The 16696-nt window shown below is 57.4% G+C and carries 20 protein-coding genes, 1 tRNA gene and 3 pseudogenes; 17 read left to right on the top strand and 7 right to left on the bottom strand.

Annotation, left to right across the window (positions count from 1 at the left end; translation table 11 throughout):
- Positions 1 to 328 precede the first annotated feature (328 nt).
- The 4 genes and pseudogenes from P7C00_RS18610 (at position 329) to P7C00_RS18595 (ending at position 2698) form a co-directional block, all read left to right on the top strand.
- Positions 329 to 415, top strand: a tRNA-Leu gene (locus tag P7C00_RS18610).
- Positions 416 to 697: 282 nt separating this feature from the next.
- A pseudogene (locus P7C00_RS18605) lies at positions 698 to 1018 on the top strand (integrase arm-type DNA-binding domain-containing protein); the annotation flags it as partial.
- A gap of 234 nt (positions 1019 to 1252) precedes the next feature.
- Positions 1253 to 1483, top strand: a complete 231-nt coding sequence (locus P7C00_RS18600) for a hypothetical protein (RefSeq protein WP_346635479.1) — start codon at positions 1253 to 1255, stop codon at positions 1481 to 1483.
- Between the two features lie 945 nt (positions 1484 to 2428).
- Positions 2429 to 2698 (top strand): hypothetical protein, encoded by a 270-nt coding sequence (locus P7C00_RS18595; protein WP_110652669.1) that lies wholly within the window; start codon positions 2429 to 2431, stop codon positions 2696 to 2698.
- 11 nt (positions 2699 to 2709) lie between these two features.
- Here the strand turns inward: P7C00_RS18595 and P7C00_RS18590 are convergent, their stop codons facing one another.
- Positions 2710 to 2886 carry a hypothetical protein gene (locus P7C00_RS18590; protein ID WP_404937044.1) on the bottom strand — a complete coding sequence of 59 codons (177 nt, stop codon included), beginning with the start codon at positions 2884 to 2886 and terminating at the stop codon, positions 2710 to 2712.
- Between the two features lie 295 nt (positions 2887 to 3181).
- Here P7C00_RS18590 and P7C00_RS18585 point away from each other — a divergent pair, with 295 nt between their 5' ends.
- Positions 3182 to 3352, top strand: a complete 171-nt coding sequence (locus P7C00_RS18585; RefSeq protein WP_346635477.1) for a hypothetical protein — start codon at positions 3182 to 3184, stop codon at positions 3350 to 3352.
- Between the two features lie 43 nt (positions 3353 to 3395).
- Here the strand turns inward: P7C00_RS18585 and P7C00_RS18580 are convergent, their stop codons facing one another.
- Both P7C00_RS18580 and yejK read right to left on the bottom strand, forming a co-directional pair.
- Positions 3396 to 3800: a hypothetical protein gene (locus P7C00_RS18580; protein ID WP_346635476.1), complete on the bottom strand. Its 405-nt coding sequence runs from the start codon at positions 3798 to 3800 to the stop codon at positions 3396 to 3398.
- Between the two features lie 49 nt (positions 3801 to 3849).
- Positions 3850 to 4857 (bottom strand): annotated as a pseudogene (yejK, locus tag P7C00_RS18575) (nucleoid-associated protein YejK).
- Between the two features lie 105 nt (positions 4858 to 4962).
- On the opposite strand from yejK, the gene P7C00_RS18570 reads away from it, so the two are divergent.
- The 12 genes and pseudogenes from P7C00_RS18570 (at position 4963) to P7C00_RS18515 (ending at position 12637) form a co-directional block, all read left to right on the top strand.
- Positions 4963 to 5139: a hypothetical protein gene (locus P7C00_RS18570; protein WP_170003564.1), complete on the top strand. Its 177-nt coding sequence runs from the start codon at positions 4963 to 4965 to the stop codon at positions 5137 to 5139.
- 301 nt (positions 5140 to 5440) lie between these two features.
- A complete protein-coding gene (locus tag P7C00_RS18565; protein WP_404940130.1) occupies positions 5441 to 6163 on the top strand; it encodes a hypothetical protein in 723 nt (240 codons plus the stop codon).
- Positions 6100 to 6243: a hypothetical protein gene (locus tag P7C00_RS18560; RefSeq protein WP_346635475.1), complete on the top strand. Its 144-nt coding sequence runs from the start codon at positions 6100 to 6102 to the stop codon at positions 6241 to 6243. The genes P7C00_RS18565 and P7C00_RS18560 overlap by 64 nt, the downstream gene beginning before the upstream one ends.
- A gap of 2 nt (positions 6244 to 6245) precedes the next feature.
- Positions 6246 to 7016, top strand: coding sequence for a C40 family peptidase (locus P7C00_RS18555; protein ID WP_404937043.1), 771 nt, complete (start codon positions 6246 to 6248; stop codon positions 7014 to 7016).
- Between the two features lie 42 nt (positions 7017 to 7058).
- Entirely contained in the window at positions 7059 to 7442 is a 384-nt protein-coding gene (locus P7C00_RS18550) for a Rap1a/Tai family immunity protein (protein ID WP_306393865.1), read from the top strand.
- Positions 7443 to 7956: 514 nt separating this feature from the next.
- Positions 7957 to 8316 carry a DUF2388 domain-containing protein gene (locus tag P7C00_RS18545; RefSeq protein ID WP_346635473.1) on the top strand — a complete coding sequence of 120 codons (360 nt, stop codon included), beginning with the start codon at positions 7957 to 7959 and terminating at the stop codon, positions 8314 to 8316.
- 128 nt (positions 8317 to 8444) lie between these two features.
- Entirely contained in the window at positions 8445 to 8855 is a 411-nt protein-coding gene (locus P7C00_RS18540) for a hypothetical protein (RefSeq protein ID WP_346635472.1), read from the top strand.
- Positions 8856 to 9501: 646 nt separating this feature from the next.
- Positions 9502 to 10101, top strand: a complete 600-nt coding sequence (locus P7C00_RS18535; protein WP_404937042.1) for a tail assembly protein — start codon at positions 9502 to 9504, stop codon at positions 10099 to 10101.
- 57 nt (positions 10102 to 10158) lie between these two features.
- Positions 10159 to 11106, top strand: a complete 948-nt coding sequence (locus tag P7C00_RS18530; RefSeq protein WP_346635470.1) for a hypothetical protein — start codon at positions 10159 to 10161, stop codon at positions 11104 to 11106.
- A 12-nt stretch (positions 11107 to 11118) separates the two neighbouring features.
- Complete coding sequence (locus P7C00_RS18525; protein WP_346635469.1) at positions 11119 to 11637, top strand: hypothetical protein; 519 nt, start codon at positions 11119 to 11121, stop codon at positions 11635 to 11637.
- Between the two features lie 57 nt (positions 11638 to 11694).
- Positions 11695 to 12125 (top strand): annotated as a pseudogene (locus P7C00_RS18520) (lysozyme).
- A complete protein-coding gene (locus tag P7C00_RS18515) occupies positions 12122 to 12637 on the top strand; it encodes a lysis system i-spanin subunit Rz (protein WP_404937041.1) in 516 nt (171 codons plus the stop codon). The pseudogene P7C00_RS18520 and the gene P7C00_RS18515 overlap by 4 nt, the downstream one beginning before the upstream one ends.
- A gap of 88 nt (positions 12638 to 12725) precedes the next feature.
- Here the strand turns inward: P7C00_RS18515 and P7C00_RS18510 are convergent, their stop codons facing one another.
- From P7C00_RS18510 to P7C00_RS18495, 4 genes are all read right to left on the bottom strand, one after another.
- Entirely contained in the window at positions 12726 to 13406 is a 681-nt protein-coding gene (locus P7C00_RS18510; protein WP_404937040.1) for an EndoU domain-containing protein, read from the bottom strand.
- A gap of 189 nt (positions 13407 to 13595) precedes the next feature.
- Positions 13596 to 14309 (bottom strand): SOS response-associated peptidase family protein, encoded by a 714-nt coding sequence (locus P7C00_RS18505; RefSeq protein ID WP_404937039.1) that lies wholly within the window; start codon positions 14307 to 14309, stop codon positions 13596 to 13598.
- A gap of 67 nt (positions 14310 to 14376) precedes the next feature.
- A complete protein-coding gene (locus P7C00_RS18500; RefSeq protein ID WP_404937038.1) occupies positions 14377 to 16251 on the bottom strand; it encodes a D-arabinono-1,4-lactone oxidase in 1875 nt (624 codons plus the stop codon).
- A gap of 112 nt (positions 16252 to 16363) precedes the next feature.
- Complete coding sequence (locus tag P7C00_RS18495; protein ID WP_015636211.1) at positions 16364 to 16690, bottom strand: hypothetical protein; 327 nt, start codon at positions 16688 to 16690, stop codon at positions 16364 to 16366.
- Between the last annotated feature and the right edge of the window lie 6 nt (positions 16691 to 16696).

The following is a 16696-nucleotide window of genomic DNA, read 5'->3' as shown; positions in this document are numbered from 1 at the left end:
GGTTTGGCTGGTGCCAGACTCGAACGAGCATGGGGCTGATGATAAGTCTTTATAAATCAGTTGGTTGGCTAATATCTCCATGTTAGTCTTGGCGCCGCTGAAAAAGTCGACGCAGTGTTTGGTGAGCCTCTCGAGGATGATCAGATCGCCGCTGTAGGCTCCTGATTTCCTGTGCTTTTTTACACAGAACTCAGAGTGGAGGGAGAGGTTTTTTTGCCTGCTTCGACCTTGCTTCACAAGGACTGGATGTATATATTCCACACCCTGCTTTAAGCACTGGCCGGCTTGCTGCCGATTGATTGTTCCAGTGTCGCGTGATCGCGCTACCGCCCGAATGGCGAAACTGGTAGACGCATGGGACTTAAAATCCCCCGCTCGTAAGGGCGTGCCGGTTCGATTCCGGCTTCGGGCACCATTTTCGATTCTCAGGCCTTACCAAGCCTTCTCAAAAATCTCCGCAAGGCCAATGCCTGCGGGGATTTTTGCTTTCAACCTTTGCTAACTCTTTTCACCCCTTCTCAATATTTTTAGTACATTGCTCAGCACATCTGAATTAGATAGCTCATGGTGATGTACTAATGCCCCTCACTGACACGGCCGCCAGGCAAGCAAAGCCCAAAGACAAGGACTACAGCCTCAGCGATCCGCAGGCCTTTCCTTATTCGTAGCCGCCAAAGGCACGAAAGCGTGGCACTTCCGTTTCTCATGGCATGGAAAGCAGCCTCGTATATCCCTGGGCACCTATCCCGAAATTACACTGAAAGAAGCGCGCGAGCGCCGCGGCCAGGCTAGAGCTCTTGTCGCGAAGGGTATTGACCCTCGAACCGAACGACGTGATGAGAAACGCATGGCCACCACCGGAGCCGTGAAAACGTTTGAGGTCGTTGCGAACGAATGGCATGCATTTAAGTCACCCCGCATGGTTGCCGCAAAGAAAGGAGGCGTCAACCGCAGTGCGGCTCATCGGACTGGAAGTAGCGATCTGCGATCTCTTCCGGTGCGTCGTTCTCCAGACTGATCATGACGAGCTGCAGGCCATGCTGTGCGACCTAGGCCTTGCACTTCTCGCCGTCGCCCTCGTCGAAGTCGGGCAGCTGGGGGTGCTGGAACATTCCGTATTCGTCGCGTACGACCGGCGCTGGTTGGATCAGTTTGATTTCTTCAGGCATGACTTCGTCCTTGGCCGCTAAAGCGGCTATCAAATTTATAGAAGGGATAGGTATCGTTGCCACCTCAGATAGGGAGGTGCGATGTGGTCGTACACGGAGTTGAGTACAAGTTTTTTACCGCCTCACACGTAACCAAAGGGCATGACGGCTTGGGGCTCGAGTGCTGGCGCGGCGACGATATGGTCTTTGAGGTGTTCAGGAATGACGAAACGCTGCGTTTTGAAGTGACCTTGTTCGAACAGGATGTCCCTTTAGAGCTGCTTGAGCACGCCATCCCAACTGCTCGCAAAAGCCTGGGTGAGTTTGTACCGTAGACCTTGTCCTTGGCCGCTATAGCGGCTGGCTTGAAAGTTGGGGAGGGGGTGAGGTTTTTGCGGGGGGGGGGGGGAGTACAAATGTACTCCTGGCGGGTTTTGTTGCCCCGGCGCGCATGAAAGCGCTCGTAGGGACCGTCAGGTAGGCCGCCGATTGCATTCGCCGCTTTGATCAGGATGTCGCCCAGGCGCATTTGGGCTTTGGGCGTGAAGTGCTTGAACCTGGTCCCAGGCGGGTAGTACGCCTCATGAGCCATGCGCTGGCAGACTTTCGATGCCTCCTCAAGCCCACAGTTGCGCCCCCAGGCGATCAGCCTCTGGCGCTCAGGGTCGTCGAGCTGCAGTTCTGGCTGCGCAACCGGCGCGCGCTGCTCTGCACTGGCGGATAGGGCTTAGATGCTTGCGGCTGATCGGTAGTCTCCCGCTTCACGCAATGCGGCAATGCATGCGGTGAGTTGTGCATCCCGCTCGGCCAGCTGGGCGACCAATTCATCTATGCGCTGATCTCTTCCGTTCAGATCTGACTGAAGGGCAGCTACTCGCTGCTCCAGGTGTTGGGTTTCTGTGGGCATGGGGCGTCCTATCCGGGGCTTGCCCGGGTGGTGTTGTGGGGGGGCGGAAGGCCGGAACCAACTAATTGCGCATACGGACTTGCGTTTTTGAGATCAGAGATACCCTTACAAGTACGGGCGGTTTTTACCGGTTAGCTTAACGAGGGGCTCTATGGTGATTATTCGAATCTTTGAAGATTTGCTTATCCAAATGCTGATTGAGCAGATGGAGAAACACATTCATTACGCGATTGACTGGATCGCTGGCTTACCTTGGCAACTGTGGTTTGCATGATCTACGCCGCGACGGCCAGCCGCGCGATTTGGCGAGGCTGACGCGATCTATTGCAATGGGGCAAATAACGCAAACCTTTTGGGGATATGGATGGAGAGCGTGAAGGATGTTTTTACGCTGGTGTTATGTGCCAGTTCAGCCGTCTCTTGTGCATTTTGGGTGCGCTCCGCGACAGCTAAGGCGCCGTATAAAGCGAAGCAAGATGCGAGCGGAATGCTGGAGGCAAGTATTTCTTTCAAAACTGAAAGAGGGCACTTCGATGTACTTGAGACAGCAGAACTTCAGACAAAATGGAACAAGTGGGCTGCCGGATTTGCTGCGATTGCCGCGATAAGCCAAGCAGTCCTTTCCTACCTTCCGGAGCAATAGGTGAGGGCGGGTCAAATCGAGACTTCGCCGGTATCGATCTTGCGGAGTTCGAGCACTTCGATTTTCTGCGTGCCGTCGGTGATCACCCAGCAGGGCAGTTCAAGGTTTCGAAAGGTGCCGTGGTAGTTCCGGTACGCACCGAGCGCGGCCTTGCGGAAGGAGTCGGCCACGACCTTGCCGATCGGCATCGGGCTGCCCCCCCCAATAGGCTCAGCTCGAACACAGATGTGTTGGAGATGCGTTTCTCAGCTGCGCGGATGGTGCCTGGGGAAAGCTTGAACTCCCGGGCTACCTCGATCACACGCTTGTAGATCAGGGCGTCGTGGATCTGCTGGTCGCGGGCGCCGTTACGCAGGCCCGCGTAGGTGACTGCTTGCATAGGTTTCCTCCGGACAGCCGTCGGCTTGGCCAGGCTGGCGAGAAGTGAGTTTGTGGGCTATTGGTTGATGGCTCGGCATGAAGCCGGAACAGCAGGAGAGTCAAATGAAAGTAGTGATTGAGAAGCACGACGGTACTAAGTACACCTACGAAGACATCGAGCAAATTCAATATCCGGACAAGTACAAAACAGTCTTGCTGAAAGATGGGCAGTTGGTTGCCGTTGAGCAGAACAACGACATAAAAAACCTGCACACCACCGACCCTGAGCAATAAGGAAGTTCGTGCGCCGACGCTCAGCGTAATAGGTGAGGGCTTATCAGGCGCGACGGACTTTGAAGTGAAGCATCGCCTTGATGCTGTGGCAGTAGTCCCGAAGTCGCTCGTAGGCCTTGTACTTGGCCTGACCTCGGGTAGCTGCCCAAACCCTAACCAAATCCTCTCGGGCTTCTCGACTCCAGTTGAGATCTTCCCAATCATGCTTGAATGGCAGGACCAGCCACTCTTTGAGTGGTAGCGTTTCGGCCATCTCGCCGTATTGCATTTCGTGAGTCGGGTGATAGTTGGTGATGCGCTTCTTCGGGTCTTCGTCCAGCACCACGCCAATGTAGTGGCCGCGATCCGCCAGGATGACGCCGGACTTGCCGTAGGCGATGACGCGGCGTCCGATACACGCCGGGACTTGGTAATACTGCTGCACGTACTCGCAGGGTGTACCGATCATGGTTTATCTCCATGCATGCGCCGCCCTTGGCGGCGGCGCGTGACTGATGTCAGGCGCCTGCGCGCTTTAGCTGTTCGACAAGTTGGGTTGGCAGGCCGCGGAGGATGAGGGTTCCACCGGGTTGGTCGAACTCAACCTTAGAGCCCAGCAGGTGCTGCTCGAAGCTGATGGACAGGCCTTCGGCGCGGCCAGTGAAGCGGCGGAACTGGTTGATGGTGCGCTTGTCCGCAGGAATCTCCGGCGACAGACCGTAGTCCTTGTTGCGGATGTGGTCGTAGAACGCCTTGGGACGGTCCTCGTCGATCAGTTCGGACAGCTCCTCAAGGCTGACCGGCTCGCCAAGTTTGGACTGGGCCATGGAGTAGCTGACCAGGGTCTGGGTCTTCTCCCGGGCGGAGTCTTCTGGCAGGTCTTCGCTCTCCACGAAGTCGCTGAAGGCCTTGAGCAGGGTTCGGGTTTCGCCCGGGCCGTCGACGCCTTCCTGGCAGCCGATGAAGTCGCGGAAGTAGTCGTTCGCCTTGCGGCCGCTCTTGCCCTTGATGAACGAGATGTACTGGCGCGATTTCGGGTTGCCTTTCCATTCGCTCAGGTTGATACGGGCGGCCAGGTGGATGTGGTCCAGATCCAGGCGCCGAACAGGAGCCAGTGCGAGGCCGTCAGCCACGGTCACCGCTTCAGTTTCCTGCAACAGGGCAATAACCAGGTACTGGGTCAGGCCTTGCTGGTAGTGGCAGAAGAGGGCGTGCCCGCCTATGGAGAGGTTGGATTCCTCCATCAGCTTGGTCAGGTGCTCGACCGCCGAATTACTGAACCCGATGAAGTCTTCCCCGCCGGCCAGGTACTTGGCCAGCCAGCCGCTGAGGGGGTATGCGCCGGATTCAGGATGGAACAGGCCCCGGGCTTTACCCTACTTGGCGTTGTAGCTTTCGTTGAGCTGGTGCATCAGGTCGTCGCGAATCTCGCTTTCCGCCAGCTCGGCGCCTGCGTAGTGGAGCACTGCAGGGCTGCCGTCTGGCTTCTTGTCGATCTTGTGGATGATGCTGTGGAGTACTGGCATTGCGATTATCTCGGGTGCGCGCCGCCCTCCGTAGCCGGATGCAGCGATAGTTGATGTGGTGGCTAATTGCAATTACGATCGTGCCCCTCTAAAAGGAGCTACTCGATGTTTCCAAGATACTTCCGCTGGATTTCGGTGCTGGGCATTCTTGCTGCATTGGCAGTCTTCGTAACAAGCGGCCTGCAGGTGTTTGCTGGTTCGGCTCCGGCAACGGATCTAGTACGCCCTATCATTGCTGCCGTTGCACTTGGTTGGATGTTCACTCAGTCGACAAAGGTCTGAGCCTAAACTAGACGGCTTTATTCACATTTGCGATGACATCCGGATGCAGCGAGTAGGGTGGGTTATGCTTCGCCGTCTTCTTCGGCGTTCATCTGGAGCGATCAGGCCGGATCAGCGAGGTGCAGTGGCATCTGATCTTGATCCGCGGTGCCGGCAGGGCGAACGGTGTTGAAGCCCGCCTCAACCGCGGCCAGAGCTTCAATCTAGTGACTTTCCCGCTGGGTGATGTACGCCGCCCGATTTGTGCAATCTGCCGGGTACCCGCACGGCTGCCGCCCAGGAGAAAGCTGAGCAGGGCGTTTTGGATGCTGCTGCGGCACACGCCGCCGCAGAAGCTGCCAAATCGAAGGCTGACGCCGCGGTTCCAGGCGCTGCGCTCGGGATTTCTGTCGCTCAACTGGTCAGTGGTGTTGTGCCCGCTTCTCAGTTGCCGAGCTTCGTTGATGATGTGTTGGAGTTTCCGGCGCGGGTCGATTTCCCCGCGGTGGGCGAGACAGGGAAGATCTACCTTGCGATCAATGATGGCGACAGCCCGACTAATCCTACTCGTCAGTACCGGTGGAGCGGCTCAGCGTATGTGTTGATCCCGTCCTCTCCGGGCTCGACGGATCAAGTCCCGGAAGGATCGACAAACCAATACTTCACGCAGTCCCGCGTGCGCTCGACGACTCTTTCTGGCCTGGGCGCTCTGGTCAATGCTGCGATCCTGGCAACCGACACGTTGCTGCAGGCTTTTGCAAAGCTGCAGGGCCAGCTCAACGCCAAGCTGAGTAGGAGTGAGGCGGCAACCGACTCCGAAAAGCTCGGAGGCCAACCTGCCTCGTTCTACACCGCACAGATGGTTGGAGCAACGGCGTCGTCCGCCGGCAAGCCTGGGCTTGCTCCGGCTCCAGCAGTTGGAGATCAGGCAAAGTACTTGACGGGTATCGCGGGCCCTACTGCGGCTACAACGGCGGGCCGGTGGCCGATGAGAACGACATCATCGTCACCGATGCCTCCCAGGACAAATGCGGCGGGCGCTTGAGCAGTTGCAAACTGCGCTTCGGACAGAACAACCCTCTGCCTTACGGCTCATTCCCGGCCGCCGGCCTGCTTCGGAGCTGACCATGAATAAGTCCACCCGCGCCGCGATCGAGCGGCATGCGCTGGCTGAGTACCCGCGTGAGTGTTGCGGCCTAAGGATCCGCGAGGGACGTAAGGAGGTCTATGTGCCTTGCCGCAACACGGCCTCGACGCCCAGCGAGCATTTCCGCCTGGCGCCGGAGGACTTCGCCGCTGCCGAGGACCGCGGCCAGGTTCTGGCGGTCGTGCACAGCCACCCAGACTACCCGGCAGCACCCAGCGAGGCCGATCGCGTCTCCTGCGAGGCCTCCGGGCTTCCTTGGCACATCCTTGAGGTCCGCAAGGGCGATGATGAACAGGTGCGCGTAGGCGAGCTTATGAGCTTCGTGCCTGAGGGCTACCAGGCCCCACTGATCGGCCGCAAGTTCGCCCACGGCGTGCACGACTGCCTGAGCATCATCCTCGACTTCTACTGTCGCGAAATGGGCATCGACCTGGGCCAGTACGAGCGTACGGATGGCTGGTGGGAGAAGGGCGGGAACCTGTACCTGGAGAACCTGCCGGCGGCCGGCTTCACGCAGGTCAGTGCGCCGCAGCACGGTGACATCGTGCTGATGCAAATTCGCTCGAAGGTGCCGAACCACGCCGGGGTCTATCTGGCCGACGGTGTGCTGAGGACCGGGCCCCAGCACTTCCCGGCGCCCGGGTCGATCCTGCATCACCTCTACAACCGGGACAGCAAACGGGACCCCTATGGCGGCTATTGGCGCGAAGTAACCGTCAGCTACTGGCGACACCGAGACGCCAGGCCCTGATCAAAATGCTATCGTCTGCCGATCTCACAAGGAACGGAAGGCATGCGGATTTTGATAGCAGCGGTATTACTATTTGGAGTACTGACAAGTAATGTGGTGTTTGCTGAAAGTGGCGCTGGAACGAGGTTTCTAAGCGGGTGCAAACTCGCCTTACGCTTCTGGGAAACGAAGCAAATGGCCGCGAACGACAATCAAGTTAGTATGGGTTACTGCGTGGGAGTGGTTGCTGGGGTTCGTGAGACTCTTCAGTACCTTACCGGAGGAGCAGAAAACAAATTCCCAGGTATTTGCTTGCCAGAAAATTACATTGATCAAATGGGCATACAGGCGATCGTCAAGCACTCTGAAGACCACTCTGATCTCTCGACGAAAAGCCCTACGCTGATAGCATTGCTCGTACTCAAAGCTGAGTACCCCTGTAAATAGTACTCCATCCACACTGGATGCCTAGCCAGGAGTGCATAAGATCGTTGCCTATCTTAAACTTCGCCATTTTGCGCAAGCTCTCAAAGGAATGATCAATGACTTCTGGTTCGACTGTAACTTGTCCTCACTGCATGAATTCAGTGCCATGGGGCGCAAGTGTATGTAGGGGATGCCATGCGGAGATAAGCTACGGCACGCCCCAGGGAGTCGTCGTTTTCTTCATTTTCGCTTGCGTTATAGCAGGCTGGTGGGCTGCCAAAGGTGTGCACACCTTGATTACCACCAACTCGACAGTGCTCTGGATAGTATTCGGGGCCGCCTTTCTTGCTAGCGGGTATGTGGCTCAGAAAGTTTGCACGCGCTTTTATCGTGGCAAAACGCGTTTCCACCGCATTTATAAGACCTGATCGTGTTTTCTTGGATCAGTCGCGGCCTGTCATCCACGCTGGATGGGTGGATAGCAACGCGGTAGATTCAGACAGAAAGGACGGTTCTTATCTATGGAGTGGATTTTTTGCGCAAGTTGATTGCTGTGCTTCTGCTGAGTTTATCGTGCAGTTTTCCTGTGGTGGCCGGTGACGGCGGCGTCAAGGTTTCAATCTATGGGGCGATTGTTTCATCGACTCTTGCTGTGACTTTTTTCCCGTTCACCCTTACCGAAGACAGTCAAGAAAGTAGCCGGAATAGCTCTCAGAGCGGTGACCCAAAAATACTGGCCGCTCTCGACGATGCTGCGGCTTTCGTCGCAAGTGATGGAGATATTCGAGGCGCGAGCTTAGAGGCTGCATTTGAGGTGCTACGTACTCAGAACAAAATGGGTGCTGTTAGCGACATAACACTGGCTCAAGCGGTTTTGGTCTACGAATATCGTTAACTAAAGCGTTTCGATCACTGGTAACGAGCCCAGCCCCGCGCCTGACTTTTGCTTCTGGAACACTTTCTGGCGTCACGTTACAGTGCGGGTCGATGGTTTGGAGCAAACCACGGACAAGGAGGTGGCTGATGTTAGCAAAGCTATTGGTAACGGTTGGCATTGTTTTCTATGCCGTGGTCGTACCGATTTTAGAGATTAACGACACTCATGTATTCAACCCCGCATGGGAGCCACATGCCAGGCTGCATGAGACTTGGCAGTTATTTACCAATACTGCGATTGGGGCATTCAGTGTCTGGCTTGTTTGGGGGGCGAATCAGCTTAAGCTCGCGAGTCTTCTCACGACGTTCGTAACGGGCGGGTTCTTGTTGGCCTATTGGCTTCGGGATGGTTACGGTGGATCAATGGTCCTCACCGACGGATCAGAGAAAATGATCCTTGGGCTCAATTTAGGGCTGGTGGCTTACGCCTTGGCCATTGTGCTTGCAGGTATTGCTGTAAGTATCGATCAACGCAGCCAAAAGTCGCCTTACGGCTAGGTTCTCGCTTAATTCGAATGGTGGAAGAGGTTACTCATGAAAGGGGCTGCCCTGGGGTGGGCCCGATACCTTTGATTTCCAGCCCCCTGCTTTCTACGAGCAAGATGGCTTTAACCAGTTTGGCCATTTTGATGGTTTCCCCCAGGCATAAACGTTTCCTTTTTCATACACGATTAGACTGACATGCTCCATGTCGGTGGTAGATTCCCCTCAAACCATATAGAGGGACCGAAATGCGAATTCTGGTAGGGGCGGTTGCGGTGGCGCTGTTGGCGGGCTGCTCAAGCGTTGCCGAAATAAGGGCAACACCCGCGGTACTGAATCTTTCCAGTCAAAAACCGGCCAGGGCCGTTGCCGAGTGCATTCGGGATGGATGGCAGGCCACTTCCATCGTGGGCGGGAGTGTTGGCGGCATCCTCCAGCAGTCTGGGGAGCGCTTCTCTGTCATCGCGCCCAATAGCGAGTCGCCATGGCATGTTGCTGATGTTGTGCCCGTCGGGGGCGGATCAGCTGTTCGATATCACTTCTTCAGAACCTGGCAGTCACCATCTGCCCAAGTCACAAAAGTGGTGAGTGATTGCACCAACAAGTAGCTCATGTCTGACACCGGCCGCCCTAGGGCGGCTTTTTTATATGAGGAGAAAACATGTCAAACCCTGTTGAGAAAATGCAAACCGTCCTGCTGTCCGGGTCCCTGGCTCGTCAATTCGGTCGTCGACACCGAATGATTACCAGTGGCGGCCTCCGTGATGTGATTGGCTACTTCAAACAATTTCCTGGTTTCGAGCGCTGCATGGTCGAAAGCGAAGGCAAAGGGCTGCGGTATGCAATCTTCAACGGCAAGGAAAATACCGGCGGGGATGATCTTGGGAAGCCGACGGGAAAGAACGTTATCCGTTTCGTTCCCGTGATTGCTGGATCAAAGCGAGCGGGGATGCTGCAGACAGTTGTTGGCGTGGTGATTCTCGCCCTTGCCTGGTGGAACCCGCTGGGATGGTCTGCGGCCGCCGTTTCGTTTGCAGGCGCAACAGGGGCATCCATGGCTCTGGGTGGCGTGGTCATGATGTTGAGCCCCCAGGCGAAGGGGTTAGGGTCTCAGGACAGCCCTAACAACCGCCCCAGTTACAGCTTCAACGGCGCCGTGAACACCAGCGTCCAGGGCAATCCTGTCCCGCTGCTTTATGGCCGGATGATCGTCGGCAGTGCGGTGATAAGCGCCGGGATCTATTCCGAAGACCAGATGTAAATCGAACCCGCCACCAGGCCCGCCGAGCGCGGGTATTTTTTTGCCTGAAGGAAAGTCATGAACCAGCACATTACCGGCAGCAAAGGGGGCGAGTCGAAGCCGCGGCCGTCCGTTGAGGCTCCCGATAGCCTGCAAAGCACCGCCTATGCGCGGATTCTCGACCTGGTGAGTGAGGGAGAGATCCAGGGCCTGGTCGCGGGTGAGCGCTCGGTCTACCTGGACGAGACTCCGCTGGCCAATGCCGACGGCACCAGGAACTTCAGTGGTGTCACTCTGGATGCCCGCACCGGCAGCCAGGATCAGTTGCATATCCCGGGCTTTCCAGCGGTCGAAAGCGAGATCGCCGCGGGAGTCGAGCTGAAGTATGGCCAGCCCTGGGTTCGCGCTGTGCAGAACCTGCAGCTGTCGGCTGTGCGCGTGCGCTTGTCCACCCCGTGCTTGGCCCAGACCAACACCAGCAACGGCGACACCAACGGCTACACCGTGCAGTACAAGATCGAGGTTTCCACCGACGGCGGGCCCTATGTGCAGGTGCTGGCCTCGGCGTTCAGCGGCAAGACCTCGACCAAGTACGAGCGCTCCCACCGGGTGGACCTGCCGCTGGCGAGCAGCAACTGGCAGATTCGCGTCACTCGCCTAACGCCGAACGGCACCAGCAGCGTGATCGCCGACACCACCAACATCGAAGCCATCACCGAGGTCATCGACGCCAAGCTGCGCTATCCGGGTTCCGCTGTCGTCGGCCTGCAGTTCGACGCCTCGCAGTTCCAGGCAATCCCCACCGGGTCTTTCGACCTGCGCTGGCGCATCATACGCGTGCCGAGCAACTATGATCCTGAAAGCCGGCTGTACTCCGGCGTCTGGGATGGCTCGTTCAAGTCCGCCTGGACCGATAACCCAGCCTGGATCTTCTACGATCTGCTGCTGCACTTCCGCTATGGCCTGGGCCACCTGCTGAACGAGGGCCAGGTGGACCGATGGGAGCTGTACCGCATCGGCCAGTAATGCGATCAGCTGGTGCCGGACGGGAAGGGCGGCCAAGAACCGCGGTTCACCTGCAATCTGTTCCTGCAGACCCGCTCCAACGCCCTGGACGTGCTGCAGGACTTGGCCACCACGTTCCGCGGCATGTCCTACTGGGCTGCCGGTTCGGTCATGGCTATTGCCGACATACCCGAGGACCCGGTTTACATACCGCAGCCGACGGGCTCGACACTTGGCGGCGTGTTGTGGGCGCATTACACGGTTAACCTCAATCCAAGCAAGGCATATGCCGCGCATATTCCATGGGACCGCGGCTGCGGCTTTGTGAGCCAGCTCGGCAGCGGCACTGTCTTCAGAGGCGCTGTTCATGAGTGCTGCTACGGGCAGCAGGGGTCAATTGTGCACTGCATGTGGAACTCGCCGGAAACTACGTACGACGGCGTTCACAGCACGACCCCCCAGGGGTTCATGTCGCTGCTTTCAGATCGCATGCCTTCTTGCTCGTACATAGACACTGCTGAATACCCATACCCCTTCAATCCGCAGTTGTAACTGCGACGTGTAAACACGCCCGCCTTGAGCGGGTTTTTTATCGCCTGGAGAAAAGTAATGCGTACATCACAACGCGGCTTGAACTTGATCAAGTCGTTCGAAGGCCTGCGCCTGCAGGCCTACCAAGACAGTGTTGGCGTCTGGACCATTGGCTATGGAACAACGCGCGGTGTGAAGGCCTGCATGTCGATCAGCAAAGAGCGGCCGAGCGCATGCTGCTGAACGATGCGCAGCGCTTCGAGCCCGAGGTGCAGCGCCTGATTACGGTGCCTCTGAACCAGAACCAGTGGGACGCCCTGATGAGCTTCACCTACAACCTGGGAGCGGCGAACCTGGAGTCGTCGACGCTGCGTCGTCTGCTCAATGCTGGCGACTATGCTGCCGCGGCCGAGCAGTTCCCGCGCTGGAATAAGGCAGGAGGAAAGGTGCTTCCCGGCCTGACGCGCCGCCGGGAGGCCGAGCGAGCGTTGTTCCTGGAGGCTGCATGAAGGCCTTGAGCTGGTTGTTGCCAGCCCTGGCCCTGGTTCTGGGGGTCGCCCTGGGCGGTTGGAGCGCATGGGCGTGGCAGGCCAACGCCTACGGTAAGGCTCTGGCCGAGAAGGCTCAGGCGTACAGCACGGATCGCGAGCAGGCTGCCACGGCGGTGATCAACTGGCAGGAAACCCAGCAGGACACGCGCCGGGCGCTGGAGGACCGCCTGCAGGCGAATGACAAAAACCACTACAAGGAATTACGCGATGCTCAATCGATCCAAGCTCGCCTGCGTGATCGGCTTGCTACTGCTGACCTGCGGTTGTCAGTCCTACTCAACACCGCCGCCACGGGTGGTGGCAGTGGGGTGTCAGCCACCGCCGGCACCTGCGGCGTGGTTCATGGAGAAACGCGAGCCGAACTTGCCCCAGCGGCTGCTCAACGAATTGTCGCCATCACCGGTGACGGCGATCAAGGACTGATCGCCTTGGCCGCGTGTCAAGCGTATGTCAGAGAGGTTACGCACTGACCTACATTTTAAGCATCACCTCAATTCATGCTCCATCACTCTCCTATAAATGGCGTGCCAGGTTGTAACCTTTGTTGGGGCGTGCCTTTTAGAAAATTGGATACGCAGTTGTGATGGTTTTGCCGTCGAAAAAAGTTTGCAGCGGAATCGGTTTGTTAAAGACCAGACAGTATTTTTTGTCTACGGGAATGGGTGAGGAGGGGCCGCACCTACTATTTGCGTCGGCGTCGCAGTTATACGAGGTTGGTATAGGGTTTTTTTGATCGTACTTATGATTATAGGCATAATCAATACTCATTAGTACTTGGCTTGCTGTGCAGCTGTTTGGAAACATTGTCGAACTTGATTTGACTGCAGAGTTTGATCCATCATGAATAATGAAGTTGAACAGTTTGTATATTTGAGTGTTGTTGAGATTGAATATTAAGGGCGGTGGTAAGGGTGTTGGGGGTAATGAAGTAGGCGGTGGACTTGTTTTTGTAGTTGTAGTTGTTGTGATTTTTGTCATTGTTATCGTTGTTTCGGCAAGAATTGTACTGACGAATGTGGCATTTGCCGCTGAATGAAAGCCTTTTGCGATACCGGACTTCACTTCTCCGCAAAAAATATGTCCCTGATCTATTGGCGTCTTTGTAGATGGCAACACTACTTGTTTGGGAAGGCATGTGGTTGCTGCTAGCTTCGTGGTAGGTGGTGATGTGAAATTACTGCATGAGATGAGTGCCAGTGTCGATATGGAAATTAGAAGTAATTTTTGGGTTGCGCTCATCTTTATCATCCTTGATAACGAGTGTTTAATTTTTTCTGTGTTCGGAGGCTATGCAGGGTGCTAAAAGGCGATGTTGCGATTTCACTGTAGATCCTAGCACTCTACTTTCAAACGTGAGAGTTTGGTATTTCATGTAGAACTGACGAACGGAGTTTCTGGTTGGTGGCGGCTGTCGTTGCTCGCTAGTGATTATCCGCAGTTCATCATGTTGTCGCCGACGGCCTTGGCCAGCGGCACTATCAGCTCCGGCCCATGGTTGCGTACATTTCCTACTGCAGTGCTGACCCTGAACCACTCGAAGGCCTTGGCGACCTCGCCCTGGTGCAGGGCCATCTGTTCGGCGCGCTCCTTCGGCGTGGCCGGGTCGAGCCACTCCCGGGCCAGCTCAGGCGCAAGGACCACAGGTCGGCGGTCGTGAATATCGACCATGCCGCCGGCGCTGTCGGCGGTGATGATCACAAAGCCTTCGTGCTCCCCGTGGCCTTCGTCTGGATTCGGAAGTTGTCCGATCGAAGCGCAGAGAATCGGCGAGCCGTCCCGGTGCCGGATCAGGTAAGGCTGCTTCTTCGGGCCGCCTTCGTCCACCCATTCAAACCAGTTGTCTATTGGGCATAGGGCCCGGTGTGGCCAGATTTGCCGGAAGAACGGGCCGTGGGCCACGTTCTCGGCCCTGGCATTGATCGGTGGGGCTCGATCCTTGGCCCAGTGCGGCTTCCAGCCCCAGCGCACCGGGTCGGCGTAAAGCCTGCCAGCGGTGACATGGAACAGGGCCAGTTGCATGCTCGGTGCGCCGTTGTAGTGTCCCAGAGGCTGCTCGCCCAGGTTGTCGACCAGGGCCCCGGGCATGCTCAAGGCCGCCACGAAATCATGAATGCCACGGTACTGGGAAAGGCGCCCGCACATGGTCATGTCCTCAATGCCTGCTTCAACTGTAGATCAGGCACCGGACGCTTTCCTTGGCGGGGCAGCTCTACTGGGGCGTGTCTCCCAACAGCGCCGCTACGAAACGGTTGTGGAACACACCCTGTGGATCGCAGCTTCTGCGGTAGGAATCGAAGGCCTTGATTCTGGCACCGCGCCGCGTCGCCAGATCCTTGAGGAACGCCGGGTTGAACGGTGGCGAAAATGTTCCAACGGGGCGACTCGGGTCGTAGAAACCGAACATCTTGCCGGTGTGCGGCATTCCTCCCAGGGCCACCCAGGCGCGCTCGATGTCGGCGAAGAAGTGCAGCAGGAGCTGGGGGTATTCAGCCCCCGCGACGGCCGGTACGTAACCGATCAGGTCCAGATTGACGAAGGTCGCGTTGGGGGTTTCGGTGTAGGTTCCGGCCAGTACGCTGTCGCCGCCACGGACGAAGCGGAACTCCATGGGGGCAACCAGCAGGAAGTCGCTGGAACGCTTGAGGCGCTCCATGACCGCGTCAAGACCCTGCCAGGCCTTGCCCAGCCCTGAGTCATCGAGTGCCGGGAGTTCGATGAAATAAGACATGAAGATCACCCGCGACGCCCGGGTCAGCCACAAGTCGGAGTAGACAGCCGCAGCCTGATCGAAGAGCGTTTCGATGGTGAGGTAGCCCGCATCGATGATCGCGTTGGCCGCCGTTTTGTTTCCAAGATACTGCGCCGCAATCAGGGGCGGTTCGAGGATTGGCTCCATCGGTATCAAATAGGGCGCGCCGAAGATGTTTTCTTGCGTCAGGGCGCAGGCATCGGGAACGCTTGCCTTCAGGTTCGGAATCTTCGTCGCTGGGGACGAAACCAGGTCCCACCACAGGATGAGGAAGTGGTGGGTGTACGGATTGACGAAGGACTCAACGCGGTCATGGCTCGCGAGCAGGGTCTTGAATTGGGCAATGAACGCCTGCTGATCGTTACAGGTGATGTTGCCCTCCTTGCCCGATTTCAAGGTCGTGGCCCAGGGGCGTGGCATCACCTCCACGGTGACCGAGGTGACGATTCCCAGGGCCCCCAGAGAGACGCGGGCGAACTGCAGGGGCGACCAGCCATCCACCGCTGGGGTCTGTGTGTCGAGGGTCCTTACCTGGCCATCCGGGCCCATGATGCTGAACGCCGAGACCGTTTCCGCGAAGATCGGCGCGTTGATGGTGGCACCGTGCACGTCCACCGCGGTCATCCCACCAAGGCTGAAAAAACCGCCGGCGGTCACGGTCTTGAGCATCATGTCGTGGCCCGTCAGAAACGCATCCAGTGCATCCTCGCGTACACCCGTGTTCACCGTGACCTTGGTTTCGGAGGGGTGCAGCACGATGGACTGATTGCCCTCGGGCCCCAGGTCCTTGTAGCAGGAGAGGTCGATCAGCCAGCGCGCCGGGTTCGGCGCGAGGCGATTGTCTTCGGCCACCAGGGCCGGCTGCGCGTGCCGCTGGCCGGAAACGCGGACAGTCGCGCCAGCCAGTACGGCTTGACTGACGATGGCCTGGAGTTCAACCAGGTTCGTCGGCGAGAAGTAATATTCCCCATCGATCGACATTGTATGAACGATGTTCTGAGCCCAGTTCCTCCACGGCAGAGGCTGGACCTTGAAGTCCAGGGTCGTTCCTGTCACTTCGTAAGCTGCCAGCCTGCCGTTATCTGCCGACTGCACCAGGGGCGTCCCTCGACTACTTGTTCCAAGCACTGCACAAACATAAGGGGCCACCCCGATCGCGTCGGCTGGAACTCCGAGCGACGAAAGTGCCGGGCTTACCTTGTACAGGCCGTTGTTGAAGTTGCCGCTGTTCCAGGCTGAGGTATGCCAGCTTCCCTTCGAATCAAACCACTGAATCGAAAAGTTCATGATGAAGATGCCATTGTTAAGGCAGCCAATGCGCTCGACTTTTCTCATGGTGATGTCCAGTTGGGTGGTGGCGGCATGAAACATGCGGTCGATGAAATGCGCTGGCGCCAACCCTCCATGGAGCATTGGCGCCAGGCATCATCGGGACAAGGGTTGCGGTCTACTCGATCAAGTTGATTGCAAAGCCAATGAACGTGGTACCGACAGCGTCATAGGTGGCGATCTGACCGTTAGCCGCGAACGCGACAAACGGCGTTCCCTGACCGGAAGTCCCGGCTACTGCGTGTCCATAGACCGTGACCGCCAGCGCATTGGCCGGAACCCCAATGGTGTTCAGATCGGGAGTTGTCCGCGAGGTCGCCACGGGATAGTTGCCGCTATTCCATTCGGAAGTCACCCACCTGCCGTCGCTGCCCAGCCATTGGACCGAGAAGTTGAATACGTAGCCGCCTTTGTTGTTAACGGTGATTTTCTGGACCGGTCTCATAGTAAT

It is taken from the genome of Pseudomonas sp. JDS08PS003, from assembly GCF_045013505.1.
In the GTDB taxonomy this organism is placed as follows: Bacteria; Pseudomonadota; Gammaproteobacteria; order Pseudomonadales; family Pseudomonadaceae; genus Aquipseudomonas; species Aquipseudomonas protegens_B.
Note: the sequence above shows the minus strand (reverse complement) of the source record. Positions and strands in the feature narration are given on the sequence as shown.